Source organism: Saccharopolyspora sp. MMCC62, assembly GCF_057736575.1.
Window position 1 is genome coordinate 448,755 of record NZ_JBYKCM010000001.1, and the last position, 20,096, is coordinate 468,850.

Genomic DNA, 20,096 nt, shown 5'->3' on the forward strand with positions numbered 1-20,096 from the left:
AGGCTGGCCACCATCGTGCGAAGACTTAGGGGGAAGTGGCCGACAGCGCGATGATGCCTCCGGCGAGGACGATCTCCGTTTGTCGCTCGGAGAGGTGAGGTTCGGCGGCGATGTCGCGACTCTTCGTGGTGTTGCGGAGGGTGAGGGGTTCGCCGGAGCGGAGTGCGTCGCGCAGGCCGCTGGTGGTGAGGACGTCGCCGAGGTCGATGCGGTCGTGGTCGTCGGGGTCGGTGAACCGCAGCGGCAGGATGCCGAAGTTGATGAGGTTCTGCCAGTGGATGCGGGCGAAGGACTTCGCGAGGACCAGCCGCACGCCGAGGTAGCGGGGTGTGATGGCGGCGTGCTCGCGGGAGGAGCCCTGCCCGTAGTTGTCGCCGCCGACGATCAGGTGCGGCCCGGTGTTCTCCGCGCGGCGCGGGTAGTCGGGGTCGAGGCGGGTGAAGGTGAAGCGTGCGAGGGCGGGGATGTTGGAGCGCAGCGGCAGGGCGCGGGCGCCGGCCGGGGAGATCTCGTCGGTGGAGACGTCGTCGCCGGTGATCAGCAGCACGGGAGTGTCGAGCTGGTCGGGCAGGGCGGTGAACTCCGGGAGCGCGGAGATGTTGGTGCCCTTCTCGGGGCGGATGCGTTCGGCTTCGGCGGCCGGTGGCGGGGCGACGAGCATGCCGGTGTTGATCGCGGTGTGCTGCGGCCACCGCACGTGCGGCCGCAGGCCGAGGTCGTCGGCGAGGTCGCGGGGGTCGGTGATGCGGCCGGTGAGGGCGGCGGCGGTCGCGGTTTCCGGGGAGCACAGCCACACCGAGTCGTCGGGGGTGCCGGAGCGGCCGGGGAAGTTGCGGGGGAAGGTGCGCAGCGAGCGGGTGCCTGCCGCGGGGGCTTGGCCCATGCCGATGCAGCCGAGGCAGCCGGTCTGGTGCAGGCGGGCGCCCGCGGTGATCAGAGCGGTGAGGTCTCCGGTGGTGGCGAGGTCGGTGAGGGTCTGGCGGGAGGTGGGGTTGATGTCGAAGCTGACCTGCTCGGCGATGCGGCGTCCGCGGACCATGTCGGCGGCGGTGGCGAAGTCGCGCAGCCCGGGGTTGGCGGAGGAGCCGATGACGGCTTGGCCGATGTCGGCGCCTGCGGCTTCGCGCACGGGCACGACGTCGCCGGGCGAGGACGGGCGGGCGATGAGCGGTTCGAGGGTGGACAGGTCGAGGTGCTCGGTGTGGTCGTAGGTGGCGCCGGGGTCGGCGGCCAGCGGGGTGAAGTCGGCGTCGCGGTCCTGGGCGCGCAGGAAGTCGCGGACGGCGTCGTCGGCGGGGAACACGGTGGTGGTGGCGCCGAGTTCGGCGCCCATGTTCGCGATGACGTGCCGGTCCATCGCGGTGAGTTCGGCGAGGCCGGGCCCGTGGTATTCGATGATGCGCCCGACGCCGCCCGCGACGCCGTGGCGGCGCAGCATCTCCAGCACCACGTCCTTGGCCGACACCCACGGCGGTAGCCGCCCGTCGAGGTGCACTCCCCACACCTGGGGCATGCGCAGGCGCAGGGGTGCGCCGGTGATGGCGAGGGCGACTTCGAGGCCGCCGACGCCGATGGCGAGCATGCCGAGGGATCCGGCGGCGCAGGTGTGGGAGTCGGAGCCGGCGAGGGTGGCGCCGGGGGTGCCGAAGCGCTGCATGTGGGTGGGGTGGGAGACGCCGTTGCCGGGCCGGGAGTACCAGATGCCGTAGCGGGCGGCGGCGGTGCGCAGGTAGGCGTGGTCTTCGGCGTTCTTCTCGTCGGTCTGCAGCAGGTTGTGGTCGACGTACTGGACGCTGAGGCGGGTGCGGGCGCGCTGGAGCCCGAACGCTTCGAGTTCCTGCATGACGAGGGTGCCGGTGGCGTCCTGGGTGAGGGTCTGGTCGATGCGCAGGCCGATCTCGGCGCCGGGGGCGGGTTCGCCGTCGGTGAGGTGGGTGGTGATGAGCTTGTGCGCCAGGGTCTGCGGCATCGGTGCCTCCCGGGGCGGGTGCGGATCACCGGTCTTCGCCGGGCTACCCGGGCGGGGCGCGGGGCAAACGATCAGGCCGTGCACCGCCGTGCCACCTGCCCGTGCCGCTGGCCTGTGCCATTGCCGTGGTCGCCGGCGGGGTGCTGCGGGGTGGGTCAGGCGGGTGCGCCGGTGCGGCGGTGCGCGGGGGCGGCGTGGCGGCCGCCGGGTGCGCCGTGGCGGGCGGCGGAGACGTGCAGGGACAGTTCGCCGCCGAGGACGTCGACGAGGACGTCTCCCCCGTCGGTCAGCGATCCGTCCAGCAGCAGCGAGGCGAGGCGGGTGTCGAGTTCGCGCTGGATGATGCGCCGCAGGGGCCGGGCGCCGAACTCGCCGCCCGCGCCGCGTTCGGCGAGCCAGGTCATGGCGGCGTCGGAGATCTCCATGCGGATGCCCTGCTCGCGCAGCTGGGCGGCGGTGCGTTCCAGCAGCAGCGAGGTGATCTGGCCGAGTTCGCGGTCGCCGAGGGCTTGGAAGACGGTGACCTCGTCGATGCGGTTGAGGAATTCGGGGCGGAAGAAGCCGCGCAGGTCGTCGAGGAGCGCGTCGGCGAGTTCGTCGGCGGGGGCGGCGGAGTCGAGGATGCGGTCGGCGCCGATGTTGGAGGTCATGATGATCACGGTGTTGCGGAAGTCGACGGCACGGCCCTGGGCGTCGGTGAGGCGTCCGGCGTCGAGGACCTGCAGCAGCGTGTTGAACACGTCGGGGTGGGCTTTTTCGACTTCGTCGAGCAGCACCACCGAGTAGGGCTGGCGGCGGATGCGTTCGGTGAGCTGCCCGGCTTCCTCGTAGCCGACGTAGCCGGGTGGGGCGCCGATGAGGCGGGAGACGGTGTGCTTGTCCTGGAACTCGCCCATGTCGAAGCGGGCCATGCGGTCGGCGTCGCCGAACAGGGCGCGGGACAGGGCGCGGGCGAGTTCGGTCTTGCCGACGCCGGTGGGGCCGAGGAACAGGAAGCTGCCGATGGGCCGGTCGGGGTCGGCGAGCCCGGCGTGGGCGCGGCGGACGGCTTCGGCGACGGAGCGCACGGCGATGGGCTGGCCGACGACGCGTTCGGCGAGGCGTTGTTCGAGGTCGAGCAGGCGGCGCCGGTCCTGGTCGGAGACTTCGGCGACGGGGATGCCGGTGCGGCGGGCGACGACGTCGGCGATGTCGGAGGCCTCCACGAGCGGTTCGGGGGCCCAGGAGGTGCCGCCGCGGCGCATCCGCACCCGGGAGCAGGCCTGGTCGAGCAGGTCGAAGGCCTTGTCGGGCAGGAACCGGTCGGTGAGGTAGCGGTCGGCGAGGCGGGCGGCGGCGTCGAGGGCGTCGGGGGCGATGCGGACCCGGTGGTGGCGGCGGTACTTCTCGGCGACGCCGTCGAGGACGCGGATGGTGTCCTCGACGGACGGTTCGGGCACCAGGACGGGTTGGAAGCGGCGTTCCAGCGCCGGGTCCTTCTCGACGTGCTTGCGGTACTCCTCGACGGTGGTGGCGCCGATCAGGTGCAGTTCGCCGCGGGCGAGGGCGGGTTTGAGCATGGTGCCCGCGTCCATGGAGCCCTCCCCCGCGCCCGCGCCGACGATGCTGTGCATCTCGTCGATGAACACGACGACGTCGTCGCGGTGGGTGCGCAGTTCGGTGAGCACGTCGCGGAAGCGCTGTTCGAATTCGCCGCGGAACTTGGCCCCGGCGACCATGCCCGCCAGGTCCAGGGACACGAGGCGTTTCCCGGCCAGCGGCCAGGGCACGTCGCGGTCGACGATGCGCTGGGCGAGGCCTTCGACCAGGGCGGTCTTGCCGACTCCGGGGTCTCCGATGAACACGGGGTTGTTCTTGGAACGGCGGCCGAGGACTTCGATGGCCTGGTCGATCTCCTCCTCGCGGCCGATGACGGGGTCGAGGGCGCCGTTGCGGGCGAGTTCGGTCATGTCGAGGCCGAACTCGTCCAGGCGCGGGGTGGCGCTCAGCGAACCCGTGCTGGTGCCGCGGGTGGTGCGGTCGCCGCCTTCCATGGCGCGGGCCAGGGCGCGGCCCGCGACGGATTCGGGGTCGTGGGCGAGGCCGAGCAGCACGTGGCGGGCGCCGACGACTTCGGCTCCTTCGCCGAGGGCCTGCTGGTGGGCGCCGAGCAGGGCGCGGCGCGCGGAGGAGGACAGCACGGGTGCGCGGCGCGGTCCGCCCGCGACGGCGTCGACGGTGCCCGCGACGGTGCGGACTCCGGTGGCGAGGTCGGTGACGCGGACGCCGGAGTCGGCGAGCATCCGGGCGGTGGAGTCGACCTGGGTGACCGCCCACAGCAGGTGGGTGCTGTCGAGTTCGCGGCTGCCCCAGTCCACGGTGGCGTGGATGGCTTTGGAGACCACGTCGTGGGCTTCGGGGTCGAGGAGGTTGGACAGGCCGAGGCCGCCGGGGCCGTGTTCGGTGCGGCGCTGCTCGCCGCCTCCTTCGACGAGGCTGTTGAGCAGCGAATCGAATGCGGCCGACGCATCGCCTGCACTGCCCCGATCCACCGGTACACCTCCTGCCCCGGCGGGCACCGCTCGTGCCCGCACCACGCCACCATAGTGATCAACTCCGTGCGGGTGGGAACGCACCGCCCGTGCGGCGCCCGCTGGTGAGCCGTTCTCCCAGGGCGCCTGCCAGCAGCACGGCGCTGATCACGGCTACGACGGTACCGAGCCGGTGCAGTCCGGCGTCAGCGGCCGGTCCGGCGAAGCCGAGTTCGATGACGGCGGCGGCGATGTTGGCGCCGACGTACTGGGAGGTGCGGTAGAGCCCGGAGGCCATGCCCGCGTCGGCGGCGTCGGCCTGCTGGTAGAGGGCGGCTTGGTTGCCGATGTTGTTGAACCCGTTGGGCAGGCCGAGCACGGCGGCGACGCCGAGCAGCAGCACCAGGCCGCTGGCCGAGTGCAGCTGGGTCAGTCCGAGCCCGCCGGCCAGCAGCGCCACCGATCCGACCAGCAGCACGGGCCGGTGGCCGCGGCGGCGGATGACGCGTCCGGCCACGGCCACCGAGCCCATCGCCAGCAGCGCGATGGGCAGCACGACCAGTCCGGCTTGATCGGGGGTGAGGCCGCGGGCGCTCTGCAGCCACATCGGATACCCGTAGAAGACGGTGTAGAAGGCGACGTAGGTCAGGGCGGTGCGCAGGTAGGTGCCGGTCAGCGGCCGGTTGCGGGCGAGCATCCGCACGTCGGCGAACGGGTCGGGCACCCGCAGTTCCCACGCGGCGAAGGCGGCGACGAGGACGGCGAGCAGTCCGAGCAGCCACCAGCGGGGCTGGTCGGCCAGGGACAGCAGGAACAGCATGAGCACGGCGATGCAGCCGGTGAACAGGGCGCCGCCGGGCAGGTCGAGGCCGCGCAGCACCGCGGTGGTGCTGGTCGGTGGCCGGGGCGGGTCGGTGGGCAGGTGGCGCCGGGCGGCGATGCCGACGGCGACGCCGAGGGGCACGTTGATCAGGAAGATCGATTGCCAGCCCTGCCAGGACACCAGCAGCCCGCCGACGACGGGCCCGAAGGCGATCATGACCTGGCCGCCGATGGCCAGTGCGCTCAGCGCCCCGGCGGGCAGGGCGGTGCCGCGCCGGTCGGCTTCGGCGCGCAGCATGGCCACGCCTGCGGGGAAGGCCGCGCAGGTGCCCAGGCCCAGCAGGATGCGCAGCGCGATGAGCCAGCCGAGGTCGGGTGCGAGCGGGGCGAGCAGCGAGCTGAGCACGGTGAGCGCGAGGGAGGTGGTGAACACGCGGCGTGGGCCGATGCGGTCGGCCAGGCGTCCGGCGGTGGGCGAGCCGATGGCGGTGGCCAGGTAGAGCCCGGAGATCAGCCAGGAGGCGGCGGCGCCGGCGTGGAACTCGTCGCGGATGTCGACCAGGGCCACGGCCATGGTGGAGGCGTTGAGCGCTTGGAGCACGGTCCCGGCGGCGATGGTCAGCACGAAGCTGCGGGGCAGTGCCCGGTCGGTTCTGGTCGCGGTCGCCCGGGTGTCGTGTGCGGTCACGTCATCCCACGCTAGTTCGTTAGCGTGCCTAACTTCAAAGATCGTGGGATACGCCTCCCGCGCAGCGGGATTCGACCACCCGGACGACGGGTAGGCGAGGGACCCCACGACGGAGACGGCCCGAACGCGGGCCGCACGAAGGAAGGAGGGCACCGATGCAACGCGGCAGCGACAAGCACGGTCCCGCCCAGGACGACGCGCTGGAACAGGACGTGCGCGGCCTCCTGCAGGGAAACCACCCCACCCGCGCCCAGGAGGAGCTCGACGCCGAACCGCCCGCCGACGACGACCCCGCCCTGCTGCGCCCCGAACCGCCGTCCGCGGGCGACGAACCCGAGGGCTGAGCGGGCGCGCGTGATCAGGCGGGGTGTTCGGCGGCGTCGACCGCGTCGGCGAGCCGGGTCAGCTCGCGGCTGACGTGCACGAGGCGTTCGGCCACGACGCTGGCGTGCCCGGTCAGGGCGCCGGCGTGCCCGGCGGCGCGCAACCACTCGGTGATGCCGGCGACCCCGGCGGCCATGCCTTCGGCTGTGGCGGCGAAACCGCGGGTGGACTGCTCCAGGTCGGCGATCGAGTGCGACATGGCGGGATCGCCGAGCCGTTCCCCCAGGACGTGGGCGGCTTCGCCGACCTGGAGGGCGACCTCCGCGGTGTAGCCACCGTCGTCGACCCCGGGTCGCCTGCCGCCGGGGGCGGACGAGCGCCGCTGGGTCGGGGCCGGAGCGTGATCGGAGTGCGCGGGGAGGGTCATAACAGCTCAGCCAACCCCACGGAAGCGGTAGAGACCACACCTTCGGTGCGAAAGTTCTCGAGAACAACCCGTTTCCCGCACAACCTCACGCCTGGGTTGCGCACCACGCAACGATCTTTTCTTGGGATGTGGGAGGGCCGGCGACATCCCGCCACACCCCCACCGCCCGGGCCGGGACCACGCAGCGTCACCACCGTGCAGGTCAGCACCGGGCGGCGCCACCATCACCCGGTGCTCGCCAGCAGCCGGGCGACCTCCTCGTCGGTGGTCGCCGCAAAGCTCCCGTACCACTGCCCCACCGCGCTGAAGTCCACCGGCTGCAGCACGCACACCACCTCGTCGGTCTCCGCTCGCAACGCCGCCACCGCGTCCGGGGCGCCCACCGGCACCGCCAGCACCACCGACCGCGGGCCGAGTCGCCGCAGCATCCGCGCCGCGGCGCGCGCCGTCGCCCCCGTCGCCAGCCCGTCGTCGACCAGCAGCACGTCCCGTCCCGCGACCTGCAGCTCCCGGCCGGTCCCGAAGCGCTCTTCGCGGGCGCGGGCGGTGGCGCGTTCCCGCTCGCACGCCCGCGCCAGCGCCGCCTCGTCCACCCGGAACGACCGCAGCAGCCGCTCGTCGTAGCTCGGCGGGCCGTGCGCGGTGACCGCGCCCAGCGCCAGCTCCGGCTGCCCGGGCGCGCCGATCTTGCGGGCCACCGCCACCCGCAGCGGCGCGGCGAGCCGGGCGGCGACCCGCGCGGCCACCGGCACCCCGCCGCGGGCCAGGCCCAGCACCACCGGCCGCACCCACGTCCGGTCGGCCAGCCGCTCGGCCAGCACCTCCCCCGCGTGCTCGCGGTCCCGGTACTGCTCCGCCGCGCCGCGCCCCGGCATCATCGGCCTCCGTTCCCGAAGCGACCCTGCCACCACCGTGTGCCCGGCGGGCTCGGGACGGGAAACCCGCCGGGCAGCGATCAGTCCCGGAACGCCGCGACCCGCAACGTCCGCAGCCGGTTGAGCGCCGCGGCCAGTTCGAAGCGGCGCGGCACCGCGAAATCACCCGCGTACCGCTCGTCCACCCCGGCCACGCCGCGTTCGGCGACGCGCGCCCCGAATTCGTCGAGGACCTCGGCGACCGTGCGCCGCCCGTCCAGCAGGCCTGCCCGCACGCACGTCACCAGCGCCAGCCCGATCCCGGTGACCTGGGCGGGGTCGACCAGCTGCTCCACCGCGCGCAGCTCCACCGTCGACTCGCCCAGCGTCAGCGCATCGGTGCCGCGCGAGCGCACCTTCGGACGCGGACCGTCGAGCGAGGACGGGTCGGGGATGCGGGCGCGCACCGGCGGGAACTCCTCGGCCTCCCTGCTGCGCCCGGTCGGGGTCGCCGCCAGCCGCCGGGCCTGCTCGGTGACCTCCCGAGCCCGGTAGGAGTCCATCATCAGCACCCGGTCGGCGACGTCCATGTAGTCGCCCGAGCCGCCCATCACCAGCACCGTGGAGACCCCGCGGGACCGCGACAGCGGCCGGATCAGGTCCAGGAACGGGGTCAGCGGCTCGGATTCCTTGGCCACCAGCGCCTGCATCCGCGCGTCCCGGATCATCAGGTTCGTGGCCGCGGTGTCCTCGTCGACCAGCAGCACCCCGGCCCCGGCCTCCACCGATTCCACGATCGCCGCGGCCTGCGAGGTGGAACCCGAGGCGTTGTCGGTGGAGAAGTCGGCGGTGTCGGCGCCGGTGGGCAGGTGGCTCACGAACGGGCTCACGTCCACCCGGTGCACGCGGCGCCCGTCCTCGGCGCGGACCTTGACGGTGTCCTCGCGGCTGACGACCAGTTCCCGCCCGTCGCCGGGCACGTGGTCGTACACGCCGTTCTCCAGGGCGCGCAGCAGCGTCGACTTGCCGTGGAAGCCGCCGCCGACGACGAGGGTGATGCCTTCCCCGATGCCCATGCCGGTGATCTCGCCCCGGTTGGGCAGGGTCACCGACACCCGCATCGACTCCGGGGAGCGGAACGGCACCGCATCCGGCAGGGGGCGTTCGTCGACGCCGCTGCGCCGCGGCAGCACCGAGCCGTCGGCGACGAACGCCACCAGGTCGCGGGCGGCGAGCTCCTCGCGCAGCGCGTCGGTGTCCTCCACCGATTCCACGAACTCCCGCAGCCGGTCCTGGTCGGCGGTGGCGTGGCGCAGCGCCGCCTCCACCACGTCGGGCACCCGGTCGCACAGGGCGCGTTCGGCAGCGCGGCCGTCGATGCTGCGCCCGCGCCCGGGCAGGTCGATGCCCAGCCGCAGCCGCACCCCGCCGTCGGGCAGCACCTGGCAGGAACTGCGGTCGAGGACCTGCTGGCGGCCCGCGTCGACGCGCAGCCCGCTCTCGCGCAACCGGCGTTCCGCGGCGCGCACCAGGAACCCGGCCACCGCCCGCGCCCGCACCGGTGTGGACCGCAGCTGCTCGGGCAGGCCCGCGGTGGCGGGGTGCACCCGCACCTCGCAGCGGCTGGCGGGGGCGTAGGGGTCGGGCTGGACGCGCTGGACCTCCAGGTCGAACCCGTCGAACGACCAGTCCCCGGTCAGCGTCTTGTAGCGGCCGTAGCCGGCGCCGTGCAGTTCGCGCAGCAGCGCGCGCAGCCCGGCGGCGTCGCGCGGCCCGGAGTACTGCTGGGGGGCGCCCTCGCGCCCGGGCCGGCGGTCGGGGCGGCCGTGCCCGCCGCGCCGGGGGCCGCCGGGTCCGTGGGTTCGTTCTGCCATGGCCCGACAGGTACCCGACGTGGCGGCGAATATCCAATCCGCTCCGGTCCGGTCACGGTCGAGCGACTGAGATCGGGCGGGTTGCCGATCAAGCGGTTATCCTCCGCCCGCACGATCTTCGACCCGGGCGAGCACCCGCAGTGGCCGACCGGGCGTGCGCCGACCGGACGTCCCGCACCATTGGAGGCGAACCGCCGTGCCCGTTCCCCGACATCCACGCCCGTCCCGGAGCCGCCGGCTGCGCCACGGGCTGACGGCCGCGTTGACCGGTGCGCTGCTGGCCGCGATCGTGTCCCCCGCTTCCGGGGACGGGGCGCCGCGCCTGGACCGCTCCGACCCGGACGGGGCGTGGGCCGGGTTCAGCGTCGGCCGCTCCGCCACCGAGGACACCGACCGCTCCCTGCCCGGTGTGCGCGGCCCGGGGGTGGCGGGCATGGACGTCAGCGGGCACCAGGGCGCGGTGGACTGGCCGCGGGCCTACGCCGACGGGGCCCGGTTCGCCTACGTCAAGGCCAGCGAGGGCATCGGGTTCACCAGCGACAGCTACCTGCAGCAGTACGAAGGTGCGGCGGCGGCGGGCATGGTCCGCGGCGCCTACCACTTCGGGTTGCCCGACAGCTCCACCGGCGCCGAGCAGGCGCACTACTTCGTCGACCACGGCGGTGGCTGGCTGCCGGACGGGCGGACCCTGCCGGGGGCGCTGGACATCGAGTCGAACCCGTACGGCGACACGTGCTACGGCCTGTCCCCGGAGCAGATGTCGGGGTGGATCGCCGATTTCAGCGGCACCTACCAGGCCCGCACCGGCCGGTTCCCCACGATCTACACCACGACCCGCTGGTGGGACCAGTGCACGGGGTCGAACCCCGACTTCGCGGCGAACAACCCGCTGTGGCTGGCGCGGTTCGCCCCGGAGATGGGGCCGCTGCCGGCGGGCTGGGACTACCAGGCGATCTGGCAGTTCAACAACGCCGGGGTGTTCCCCGGTGACCAGAACACGTTCAACGGCGATCCGGGGCAGCTGGCGCGGTTCGCCGGGTAGGGGCCCGGGCGGCGGCACGAAGGAGGGGTGGGACCGGATTCCGGTCCCACCCCTTCTCGTTCGTGCACCGCGCCGACAAGGAGCCGATCAGGGGCCGACGAGGTCGTCCGGGATCGGTTCGTTCGCCGCGATGGCCCCGAACAGGCGGGATGCGTTCGCGCTGTCCCACTTGATGACGGACTGGCCGCTGTCGGTGCGCACGAAGTCGCCGAACGGGACGCTGGTGGTGATCCCGTTGCCGCCGCTGACGTCGCCGAGCGCCTTGACCAGCCAGAACAGGTGCCAGACGTGGTCGGAGTCGTTGAGCAGGAACGTGGTGCCCGCCGCGTTGGCCAGCGGCACCATCCGGAACGGGTTGAGCAGCGTCGCCGGGCCCATCGCCTTGTCGGTCAGCGCGCCCAGCAGCTTGCGCTGGTTCTCCGCGCGTTCGAGGTCGCCGCCCTTGAGGGAGTAGCGGGCGCGGACGAACGACAGCGCCTGCGGCCCGTCGAGCTCCTGGCAGCCCGCGGGCAGGTGCGCGTTGGCCTTCTCGTCCTCCATCGGCTCCTCCAGGCACATGTCCACGCCGCCGACGGCGTCGACCAGGTCGGAGAACCCGCCGAAGCCGATCTCGGCGTAGTGGTCGATGTGCACGTCGGTGACCGTTTCCACGGTTTCGGCCAGCAGCTGCGGGCCGCCGATGGAGAACGCGGCGTTGAGCCGGTCCTTGCCGTGCCCGGGGATCGGGACGTAGGAGTCGCGGGGCAGGCTGACCAGCGCGGGCTTGCCGCCGCCGGTGGGGATGTGCACGAGCATCATCGAGTCGGTGCGGCGCCCGGCGGCGTCCCCGGCCGAGAGCTCCTCGCGCTGGGACTCGTCGAGCCCTTCGCGGCTGTCGGAACCCACCAGCAGCCAGTTGGTGCCGGGCGTGTCGGCGATGCGCCCGTCGTACTCGAGGGCTTCGGTGCGCTGCAGCACGCTGTCGACGTAGATGCCGAATCCGACCACGACCAGCAGCAGCACCAGCACGACGATGCCGATTCGCTTGCCCCAGCCCATCCGCTTGCGCCGCGGCGGCGGGGGCGGCGGCCCGGTGCGGCGGGCGGGTGGTGGCTGCGGCGGCGCACCGCCACCACCGCGGCTGCGGGCGTAGTAGTCGTAGCCGCCCTGCTGCGGCCGTCGGCCCCTCGGCGGATTCGCCGACCAATCACTCATGACCTTCACACCTGCGGAGTCGACTCGCCGACACGCTCCGTGCCGACCTGTGCGGTGCAGCATCCCAGAAGCGCCGTGGCGATCGGCACACCGCTACCGCAACGGTATGGAAACCACCCGTCCGGAACCTGCGGGTGCAACGGGTGCGGGGCATCCGCGGGAAAACCCGCGTCCGAACGCAGCAGCGGGGTGCGGTGCACGGGCACCGCACCCCGCCGGGGTGCTCCGGGGGCGGCGCGGGTCAGCCGGCGACGGCCGCCGCGACGGCTTCGGACCACAGGGCGACGCCGTCGTCGACCTGCTCGGCGGTGACGATCAGCGGCGGGATCATCCGCACCACGTTGCCCGCGGGACCGCAGGTCAGCAGCAGCAGGCCCCGTTCGGCGGCGGCGGCGTGGGCGCGGGTGGCGGTGGCGGTGTCGGGTCGGCCGTCGGGCGTGGTGAACTCGTTGCCGATCATGAGCCCGCGGCCGCGGACCTCACCGATGACGGGGTGTTCGGCGGCGACCTTGCGCAGCCCTTCCTGCAGGCGGGCGCCCTGTTCGGCGGAGTTGTCCACGAGGTGTTCGTCGCGCACGACGTCCAGGGTGGCCAGGGCGGCGGCCGCGGCGACCGCGTTGCCGCCGTAGGTGCCGCCCTGCGAGCCGGGCCACGCCTTGCCCATCAGGTCGGCGGAGGCGGCGATGCCGGAGATGGGGAACCCGCTGGCGATGCCCTTGGCGGTGATCAGGATGTCGGGTGTGATGGTGGAGTGCTGGTGCCCCCAGAACTTCCCGGTGCGCCCCACTCCGGTCTGGACCTCGTCGGCGATGAGCAGGATGCCGTGCCGGTCGGCGCGTTCGCGCAGCCCTTCGAGGAATTCCGGGGGCGTGGGGATGTAGCCGCCTTCGCCGAGGACGGGTTCGACGATGAACGCGGCGGTGTCCTTCGGGGAGGTGACCGTCAGCAGCAGCTGGTCGAGTTCGGCGAGGGCGAAGCGCACCGCTTCGGCCTCGGACCAGCCGTGCCGGTAGGTCTCGGGGAACGGGCTGAACGCCACGCCCGGCATCATCGGCCCGATGCCGGCGCGCACCTTCACCCCGGAGGTGGTCAGCGCGCCGGCGCCCATGGTGCGGCCGTGGAATCCGCCGTGGAAGGCGACGATGGTCTGGCGCCCGGTGGCCTGGCGGGCCAGCCGCACGGAGGCTTCGACCGCTTCGCTGCCGGAGTTGACGTAGAACATCCGGTCCAGCCCGGCGGGCAGCACCTCGCCGAGGCGTTCGGTCAGCTGGAGCAGCGGCCGGTGCATCACCGTCGTGTACTGGCCGTGGATCAGGGTGCCCACCTGGCGCTGCGCTGCTTCGACCACGCGGGGGTGGCAGTGTCCGGTGCTGGTGACGCCGATGCCGGCGGTGAAGTCGAGGTAGCGGCGGTCGTCCTCGTCGTAGAGGTAGACGCCCTCCCCGCGGGCGGCCAGCACTGGTGTCGCCTGCTTCAACGCCGGCGAGAGCTCAGCCATGTCCGACTCCAAGCTGTCGTATCTCGAATGTAGGATTGTTGACAATCGCGAGGGACATGCAACCATCACGACTGCGTCATGTCCACCCGCCGACACGGAAGGCCCGCAGAACAGAGATGAGCACCCCCAGCAGCTCCCCCGCAGGCACCGAGTCCCGAGAGGCCGCCGTCGTCGACGCCGCCCCCAAGCAGCTGCTCATCGGCGGCAAGTGGCGCCCGGCCACCGGCGACCGCACCTACGAGGTCGAAGACCCCTCCACCGGCCGCGCGCTGTGCTCGGTCGCCGACGCCAGCCCCGAAGACGGCATCGCCGCCCTCGCCGCCGCGCACGACGCCCAGGCCACCTGGGCCAAGCACCCGCCGCGGGAGCGCGGGGAGATCCTGCGCCGCGCCTACGAACTCATCCAGCAGCGCCACGAGGACCTCGCCCTGCTGATGACCCTCGAAATGGGCAAGCCGCTGCCCGAAGCGCGCGGCGAGATCACCTACGCCTCGGAGTTCTTCCGCTGGTTCGCCGAAGAGGCCGTGCGCATCGGCGGCGACTACGCCGTCGCCCCCAGCGGCACCGGCCGCTTCCTGGTCACCCAGCAGCCCGTCGGCCCCACCCTGCTGATCACCCCGTGGAACTTCCCGATGGCCATGGGCACCCGCAAGATCGGCCCGGCCATCGCCGCCGGCTGCACCTCGGTGATCAAACCCGCGCACCAGACGCCGCTGTCGATGCTGGCGCTCGCCGAGATCCTGCAGGAAGCGGGCCTGCCCGACGGGGTGCTCAACGTGGTGACCGCCGTCGGCGCCGGGTCGGTGATGGAACCGATGATCCGCGACGGGCGCGCCCGCAAGCTCTCCTTCACCGGCTCCACCTCGGTGGGCCGCAAGCTCATCGAGCAGTCCGCCGAGCAGGTCCTCAACGTGTCGATGGAACTCGGCGGCAACGCCCCGTTCCTGGTGTTCGCCGACGCCGACCTCGACACCGCCGTCGAAGGCGCCATGCAGGCCAAGATGCGCAACATCGGCGAGGCCTGCACCGCGGCCAACCGGTTCTACGTGCACGCCGACGTCGCCGACGAGTTCTCCCGGCGCCTGGCCGAGCGCATGGCAGCGCTGCGCATCGGCCGCGGCGTCGCCGAGGACGTGCAGGTGGGGCCGCTGATCGACGCCACCCAGCTGGGCAAGGTCGACGACCTCGTCAACGACGCGGTCGGGCACGGCGCCGAGGTCGTCGTCGGCGGCTCCCGTCACGGCGGCGACGGCTACTTCTACCCGCCGACGGTCCTCAAGAACGTGCCCGCGCAGGCCCGCATGACCCGGGAGGAGATCTTCGGGCCGGTCGCACCCATCAGCACCTTCACCGACGAGCAGACCGCCATCGACCAGGCCAACGACACCGAGTACGGGCTGGTCGCCTACGTCTACACCCGGGACCTCAACCGGGCGCTGCGCGTCTCCGAAGCCCTGGAGAGCGGCATGATCGGCCTCAACCAGGGGGTGGTGAGCAACCCGGCGGCCCCGTTCGGCGGGGTGAAGGCCTCCGGGCTGGGCCGCGAAGGCGGCAAGGTCGGCATCGACGAGTTCCTGGAGACCAAGTACATCGCCATCGGCGGCCTGTGATCCCCGTCCGCCCCGCGTTGCGGTGCCCCGCGTGCAGGGCGCGCGGGGCCCCGCCACGTCCGGGCCCGGTAGCGTGCCCGGGGTGGATCACGACGCCGCCGCGGCGCACTACCGGGCGCTGATCACCGAACACCTCACCAGCGGCGCACCGCCCGCCGAAGGCGCGGCCCTCTTCGCCGCACCGGTGCGCGACGCCTGCACCCGCCGCCGCGGGGAGGACGCGATCGCCGCGATCCTGTGGGCCGCCTGGCACCCGGTGCTCACCGCCGCCCGCACCGCCCCCGCCACCCAGCCGCGGCTGGTGGCACTGGTGGCGGCGGTGCGCGACCTCGGGCCGCTTCCCGGGCGGAACCAGGTGTGGGGCCTGGAGGTGTTCACCGACCTGCCCTGCTTCGGCGCGCTCCTGCGCGAGAGCTGGGACGCCGACCCCGCCGGGCAGGTACCGCTGGCCGCGTTCGCCGCCCGCCTGACCAGCAGCGGGAACGACTTCTCCCTGCACGCGCTGTGGGCGCTGCGCGAGCACCTCGAACACCCCGATCCGCCGCGGGACCTGGGTGCGGTGCTGAGCTGGGCCCGCCACGCCGGTCCGGTGCTGGCCGAGCACGCCCGCACCCACCGGGTGTTCGCCGACCACGACCACGACCGCGGACCGGACCGGCTGGGGCCGCTGGCGCTGTCCCGCGGGATCGACGGCCACGGCTTCTCCCCCGCCCGGTGGGCGTTCTGGCGCACCCGCCTCGCCGAACTCGGCACGCCGGACTCGCGCGCCGCCCTGGACCTGCTCCCTCCGTTGTGAGCACGGCACCCCACCTGCGACGTCGATCACCCGCGCAGCGGGCGGCCCACCACCGCAGGGCACGCGCGGAACGCACCGACCTGCAGTGACACCCCGTCGAGGCCAGGAACCCGCCCGCCGCGGTGTTTCCGGTGCCGGCGGTGGCGGGTAGCGCGTTATCAGCATGTGGAGCAGCGGGTTGCCCCGCACGGCGGTGGCGCGTTCCCCTCGGGGCGAACCCCGGTCCACCGGGTCGCACGCAGGAAAGGCACCTCTCCATGACCGACACGTCCGCGCCACTGCGCACGCTGATCTCCCCCGGCCGCTACGTGCAGGGCCGCGGCGCACTGGACTCGCTGGGCTCCTACGTCGCGCAGCTCGGCGCCACGCCGCTGGTGCTCGCCGACGACGTCGTGCGCGGCCTGACCGAGGACGCCATCACCGCCTCGTTCACCGCGGCCGGGCTGCCGGTGCGGTTCGAGCGGTTCGGCGGGGTGCCCACCGCCGCCGAGAGCAGCCGCGTCGGCGACGTCGTCCGCGACCAGGGCGCCGACGTGATCATCGGGGTCGGGGGCGGGGCGCCCATCGACACCGCCAAGGCCGCAGGCGACGACACCGGGCTGCCCGTGGTCAGCGTCCCCACCGTCGCCTCCACCGACGCGCCCTGCTCGGCGCTGTCGGTCGTCTACACCGGCGACGGCTCCTTCGAGTCCTACCGCTTCTACCACCGCAACCCGGCGCTGGTGCTCGTCGACACCCGGCTGGTCGCCGACGCGCCCGCCCACTTCCTCGTCGCGGGCATCGGGGACGCGCTGGCGACCTGGATCGAAGCCCGCGCCGTGCGCCAGGCCAACGCCACCACCATGGCCGGCGGGGCCGCGACCCGCGCCGGAGCCGCCCTGGCCCAGCTGTCCTGGGACATCCTGCACGAGTCGGCGATCCCCGCGGTGCGCGCCGTGGAGCAGAACCTGGTGACCCCGGCGGTGGAGGAGGTCGTGGAGGCCAACACGCTGCTGTCCGGTCTCGGGTTCGAATCCGGCGGTCTCGCCGCCGCCCACGCCATCCACGACGGGCTCACCGCCGTCCCGCACACCCACGGCCTCGCCCACGGCCAGAAGGTCAACATCGGGTCGATCGCGCAGCTGATCCTGGAAGGCCGCCCCACCAGCGAGATCCACGACTTCGTCGAGTTCACCACCCGCGTCGGCCTGCCCACCACGCTGACCGAGGCCGGGCTCGGCGACGCCGACGACGCCGTGCTGCGCACCGCCGCCGAAGCGGCCTGCCACCCGGACGAGACGATCCACAACCTGCCGTTCCCGGTGACCGCGGACGCCGTCGTCGACGCGCTCAAGGCCGTCGAGGTCACCGGACGCGCCGTGCGCGCCGACGCGGGCCTGCCCGCACCCGTCGCACCCGCGCACTGAACCGCGCCCAGACCGCTCCGGGCGCCGCACCCCGCGACGCCCGGAGCACCGGTCATCAGCTCGCGTCGGACTCCGACAGCAGCGGCGCGTAGGCGTTGAGCCGCTCCAGCGCGTCGTTCATGTGCGCCTCCAGCCGCGCCAGCAGCAGCGCCTCGTCCCCGGACTCGATCGCATCGACCAGGCCCGCGTGCTCGTCGACGAGGGTCTGCGGATCCGCGGTGTACTTGTCCTGCAACGCCGTCAGGCACATCCGCTTCTCCACCAGCAGCGTCTGCGCCATCCGCTGCAACCGGGGACTGCCCGAGACCCGTACCAGCGTCTCGTGGAACTCCTGATCGGCGTCGGAGAGCTCGATCGCATCACCCAGGCCCGCGGCCGAGACGATGCGGGCCTGCGCCGCGGTCAGCTCCGCGACCGCCTCCACCCGGTGGTGGCGCACGATCCGCTCGCACGCGGCGCGCTCCACCGCCAGTCGCGCCAGGTAGATGTCGGCGACGTCGTCGGCGTCGAGCGTCGTCACGAACAACCCGCGGTGCGGTTCGCTGTGCAGCAGCCCTTCCTGCACCAGCCGCTGCATCGCCTCCCGCAGCGGGCCGCGGCTGACCCCGAGCCGGGACGCCAGTTCCGCCTCGCCCATCTGGCTGCCCGGCGGCAACGACCCGTACATGATCGCCGAGCGCAGCTGGTCGGCCACGATCGCGGCGGTGGACTTGCGCTGCACCGGCTCTAACTCGCCGTGCTGGTTCTGCTCGTCGACTCCGAGCACCGACACCATCTCCTCATCGCCTCCGCTAGTGCGGGCCCGCTCCCCCGAGCTGCCCGTCCGCCGGACCGGCCTGCCGGAACAAGGTGCCCAGGCCCTCGCGGGCGCGGGTGTCCCCGGCCAGTCGCAGCACTTCCCACGCGCTGACCTGGTTGGCGGTCAGCACCGGTTTGCCCACGCGCTGTTCGAGCTCGTCGAGCCACGCCGCGCTGTGCAGCGCCGTGTCCGGCATCAGCAGCGCCTGCGCGGGTGGGTCGTCGTTGGCCGCCGCGAACTCCAGCACCTGCTCCCGGTCCAGCGTGCCGACCTCGGCGGCGGTGACGATGCCGCGGCTGGACAACCGGGTGACCTCGATGCCGTCGTGCGCCAGGAACGACGCGAACCGGTCGGCGACGTCGGCCGGGTAGGTCGCGGCCACCGCCACCCGCCGCAGCCCGAGGCGCGCCGCGGCGTGCACGAACGCGAACGAGGTGCTGGAGGTCGGCAGCCCGGTCACGGCCTGCAACTTCTCCACCTGGTCGCGGGCGCCGTCCCAGCCGAAGACGAAGCTGCCGCTGGTGCACGCCCAGATCACCGCCGAGACCTCGTGGGCCAGCAGCGAGCGCGCACCGGCGGCCAGCACCTCTTCCGAACCGACGTCCAGCAGCGCGTCGACCCGGTGGGCGTCCTCGCGCATCTCGGTGTGCACCAGCGGCAGCGCGACGTCGCCGCCGAGCAGCCGTTCCAGGACCGGGTAGTCGTCCTCGGCGCTGTATCCGGGGTAGAGAATTCCCGCGGTGATCGACACCGGCAGCTCCCTCCTTGCTCGCCCCGCGACCCCGAGGGGACCACGGGCGAACGACACCGGACCGGCGGTCAATTGTCGACAATGTTACCGCACGGTTCGGGGTCGCCCGACATGGCAGAAACGCTTTCGTAATTCGATCGACACGCCGCACACCGGCGCCGATCAGGCCGCGGACGCCGCGCCCGCCCGCACCAGCCGCTGCTGCGGCGCCACCGCGGGCAGCCCCATCGCCCGCAGCGCCGCCCACATCGTCACCTGGTTCGCCGTGAGCACCGGCTTGCCCAGCTCCTGCTCCAGCGGCCCGATGATGTCGTAGGTCGGCAGGTTCGTGCAGCTGATGAACATCGCCTCCGCATCCGGGCGGTCCGCCGAACGCACGATGTCCACCACCTGCCGGTACCCGACCTGCCAGATCCTGCCCAGCAGGCCCAGCCCCACGCTGGTAACCACCTCGACCCCGTGCTCGCCGAGGAACCCCACCAGCCGCTCGGTCACGTTCTCCACGTACGGCGTCGCGATCGCCACCCGCCGCACCCCGAGCACCTCCAGCGCCTGCACCAGCGCACCCGAGGTCGTCACCGCCGCCGGCGCACCCGCATCCCGCATCACCGAGGTCAGGTTCCGCTCCCCGGCCGCGCCGTCGACGAAACTGCCCGACGCGCACGCGTAGGCCACCACCTCCGGCTCCGGGGTCAGCAGGTCGCGCGTCGCCGCGTGCACCGCCGCCTCGTCGGAGATCAGCGACGCCATCTCCACCGTCATCGGCACCGGCACGAACGCCGTCCGCGTCACGTACAGCGACACCTCCGGCGGCGTCCACCGCCACAACTCGCGATCCATCGCCAGGTCGAACGGGGCCACCACGCCCACCCCGCGCTGCGGCACCGGACCCGGCAGCCCGCCCAGCAGGTCCTCCGGCGGCATCGGTCCGGCCCCCGTCAACCCGAGTGGCGTTCGTAGCGCAGCCGCTCCCCGACGCTGCCCGCGCGCCACACGTCGTTGCAGGCCGCCGCGAACTCCGCCAGCCCCTCCACGATCGAGCCGTAGACGTTGCCCGGCACCCAGCCCACGTCCCCGTTGAGCAGCAGGTTGTTGCGCCCGTAGAAGATCGCCAGGTCGATCACCCCGGGCAGCTCCTGCAGGTCCTTCTCCTCCTTGAACCCGCGGTCGAGCATCCCGCTGTCGAAGGAGAAGTACACGAGGTCACCGGGGATCGGCGTCACGGTCGGGTTCTCCTGGCCGGGTTCCCGCGCGGCGAACCGCTCGACCATCGTGTAGATCTCGTTGCGCGCGTACTTCGCGTGGTGCACCGGCCCCGCCTGCGGCAACGCCTGCCACACGGCCTCGCAGGTGCGGGGGGCGTCGGCGTCCAGCAACTCCGCCACGCAGGACACGCCGCGCTTCTCCAGCGTGATCGACAGGTACCTGGGCATCGTGAATTCCGTTCCATGGGGGGACAGCAGATGCGAATCGGTCTCCGCGGTCTCGGCTCGCGGCCACCACCGGCCACGCCGTGCCCTGCCCAGGGCCGA

17 protein-coding genes are annotated in these 20,096 nt (G+C 73.2%); 5 read left to right on the plus strand and 12 right to left on the minus strand.

Annotated features, from left to right (window positions below; genetic code table 11):
* Window positions 1-25: 25 nt before the first annotated feature.
* The 3 genes from AC29IT_RS02110 to AC29IT_RS02120 all read right to left on the minus strand — a co-directional run bounded on the left by AC29IT_RS02110 (window position 26) and on the right by AC29IT_RS02120 (window position 5,989).
* Window positions 26-1,969: an aconitate hydratase gene (locus AC29IT_RS02110; RefSeq protein ID WP_488217635.1), complete on the minus strand. Its 1,944-nt coding sequence runs from the start codon at window positions 1,967-1,969 to the stop codon at window positions 26-28.
* Window positions 1,970-2,124: 155 nt separating this feature from the next.
* The gene (locus AC29IT_RS02115) at window positions 2,125-4,500 is read right to left on the minus strand and encodes an ATP-dependent Clp protease ATP-binding subunit (protein ID WP_488217636.1); all 2,376 of its coding nucleotides are present in this window, start codon (window positions 4,498-4,500) and stop codon (window positions 2,125-2,127) included.
* Between the two features lie 58 nt (window positions 4,501-4,558).
* On the minus strand, window positions 4,559-5,989 hold the full coding sequence (locus AC29IT_RS02120) for an MFS transporter (RefSeq protein ID WP_488217637.1): 1,431 nt from the start codon (window positions 5,987-5,989) through the stop codon (window positions 4,559-4,561).
* 155 nt (window positions 5,990-6,144) lie between these two features.
* On the opposite strand from AC29IT_RS02120, the gene AC29IT_RS02125 reads away from it, so the two are divergent.
* Window positions 6,145-6,333 (plus strand): hypothetical protein, encoded by a 189-nt coding sequence (locus AC29IT_RS02125; protein ID WP_358445614.1) that lies wholly within the window; start codon window positions 6,145-6,147, stop codon window positions 6,331-6,333.
* Window positions 6,334-6,347: 14 nt separating this feature from the next.
* Here AC29IT_RS02125 and AC29IT_RS02130 read toward each other — a convergent pair whose 3' ends face one another.
* The 3 genes from AC29IT_RS02130 to AC29IT_RS02140 form a co-directional block, all read right to left on the minus strand.
* The gene (locus tag AC29IT_RS02130; RefSeq protein WP_358445617.1) at window positions 6,348-6,740 is read right to left on the minus strand and encodes a hypothetical protein; all 393 of its coding nucleotides are present in this window, start codon (window positions 6,738-6,740) and stop codon (window positions 6,348-6,350) included.
* A gap of 224 nt (window positions 6,741-6,964) precedes the next feature.
* Window positions 6,965-7,615: a phosphoribosyltransferase gene (locus AC29IT_RS02135; protein ID WP_358445635.1), complete on the minus strand. Its 651-nt coding sequence runs from the start codon at window positions 7,613-7,615 to the stop codon at window positions 6,965-6,967.
* A gap of 80 nt (window positions 7,616-7,695) precedes the next feature.
* Complete coding sequence (locus tag AC29IT_RS02140; RefSeq protein WP_488217638.1) at window positions 7,696-9,468, minus strand: ABC-ATPase domain-containing protein; 1,773 nt, start codon at window positions 9,466-9,468, stop codon at window positions 7,696-7,698.
* 196 nt (window positions 9,469-9,664) lie between these two features.
* On the opposite strand from AC29IT_RS02140, the gene AC29IT_RS02145 reads away from it, so the two are divergent.
* Window positions 9,665-10,510, plus strand: coding sequence for a lysozyme (locus AC29IT_RS02145; protein WP_488217639.1), 846 nt, complete (start codon window positions 9,665-9,667; stop codon window positions 10,508-10,510).
* Between the two features lie 87 nt (window positions 10,511-10,597).
* Here AC29IT_RS02145 and AC29IT_RS02150 read toward each other — a convergent pair whose 3' ends face one another.
* Together AC29IT_RS02150 and AC29IT_RS02155 are read right to left on the minus strand one after the other, a co-directional pair.
* The gene (locus tag AC29IT_RS02150; RefSeq protein WP_358445625.1) at window positions 10,598-11,704 is read right to left on the minus strand and encodes an LCP family protein; all 1,107 of its coding nucleotides are present in this window, start codon (window positions 11,702-11,704) and stop codon (window positions 10,598-10,600) included.
* A gap of 241 nt (window positions 11,705-11,945) precedes the next feature.
* Window positions 11,946-13,202, minus strand: a complete 1,257-nt coding sequence (locus AC29IT_RS02155; protein WP_358445629.1) for an aspartate aminotransferase family protein — start codon at window positions 13,200-13,202, stop codon at window positions 11,946-11,948.
* Window positions 13,203-13,318: 116 nt separating this feature from the next.
* On the opposite strand from AC29IT_RS02155, the gene AC29IT_RS02160 reads away from it, so the two are divergent.
* The 3 genes from AC29IT_RS02160 to AC29IT_RS02170 all read left to right on the plus strand — a co-directional run bounded on the left by AC29IT_RS02160 (window position 13,319) and on the right by AC29IT_RS02170 (window position 17,014).
* Window positions 13,319-14,812, plus strand: coding sequence for an NAD-dependent succinate-semialdehyde dehydrogenase (locus AC29IT_RS02160; protein WP_358445632.1), 1,494 nt, complete (start codon window positions 13,319-13,321; stop codon window positions 14,810-14,812).
* Window positions 14,813-14,894: 82 nt separating this feature from the next.
* On the plus strand, window positions 14,895-15,608 hold the full coding sequence (locus AC29IT_RS02165; protein ID WP_488217640.1) for a DUF3632 domain-containing protein: 714 nt from the start codon (window positions 14,895-14,897) through the stop codon (window positions 15,606-15,608).
* Between the two features lie 257 nt (window positions 15,609-15,865).
* Window positions 15,866-17,014 carry a glycerol dehydrogenase gene (locus AC29IT_RS02170; RefSeq protein ID WP_358446563.1) on the plus strand — a complete coding sequence of 383 codons (1,149 nt, stop codon included), beginning with the start codon at window positions 15,866-15,868 and terminating at the stop codon, window positions 17,012-17,014.
* A gap of 55 nt (window positions 17,015-17,069) precedes the next feature.
* Here the strand turns inward: AC29IT_RS02170 and AC29IT_RS02175 are convergent, their stop codons facing one another.
* The 4 genes from AC29IT_RS02175 to AC29IT_RS02190 form a co-directional block, all read right to left on the minus strand.
* Window positions 17,070-17,780, minus strand: a complete 711-nt coding sequence (locus tag AC29IT_RS02175; RefSeq protein WP_358446561.1) for a GntR family transcriptional regulator — start codon at window positions 17,778-17,780, stop codon at window positions 17,070-17,072.
* 25 nt (window positions 17,781-17,805) lie between these two features.
* Complete coding sequence (locus tag AC29IT_RS02180) at window positions 17,806-18,564, minus strand: maleate cis-trans isomerase family protein (protein WP_488217641.1); 759 nt, start codon at window positions 18,562-18,564, stop codon at window positions 17,806-17,808.
* A gap of 162 nt (window positions 18,565-18,726) precedes the next feature.
* Window positions 18,727-19,488 carry a maleate cis-trans isomerase family protein gene (locus AC29IT_RS02185; RefSeq protein WP_358446556.1) on the minus strand — a complete coding sequence of 254 codons (762 nt, stop codon included), beginning with the start codon at window positions 19,486-19,488 and terminating at the stop codon, window positions 18,727-18,729.
* A gap of 14 nt (window positions 19,489-19,502) precedes the next feature.
* The gene (locus AC29IT_RS02190) at window positions 19,503-19,997 is read right to left on the minus strand and encodes a DUF3830 family protein (protein WP_358446553.1); all 495 of its coding nucleotides are present in this window, start codon (window positions 19,995-19,997) and stop codon (window positions 19,503-19,505) included.
* Window positions 19,998-20,096 lie beyond the last annotated feature (99 nt).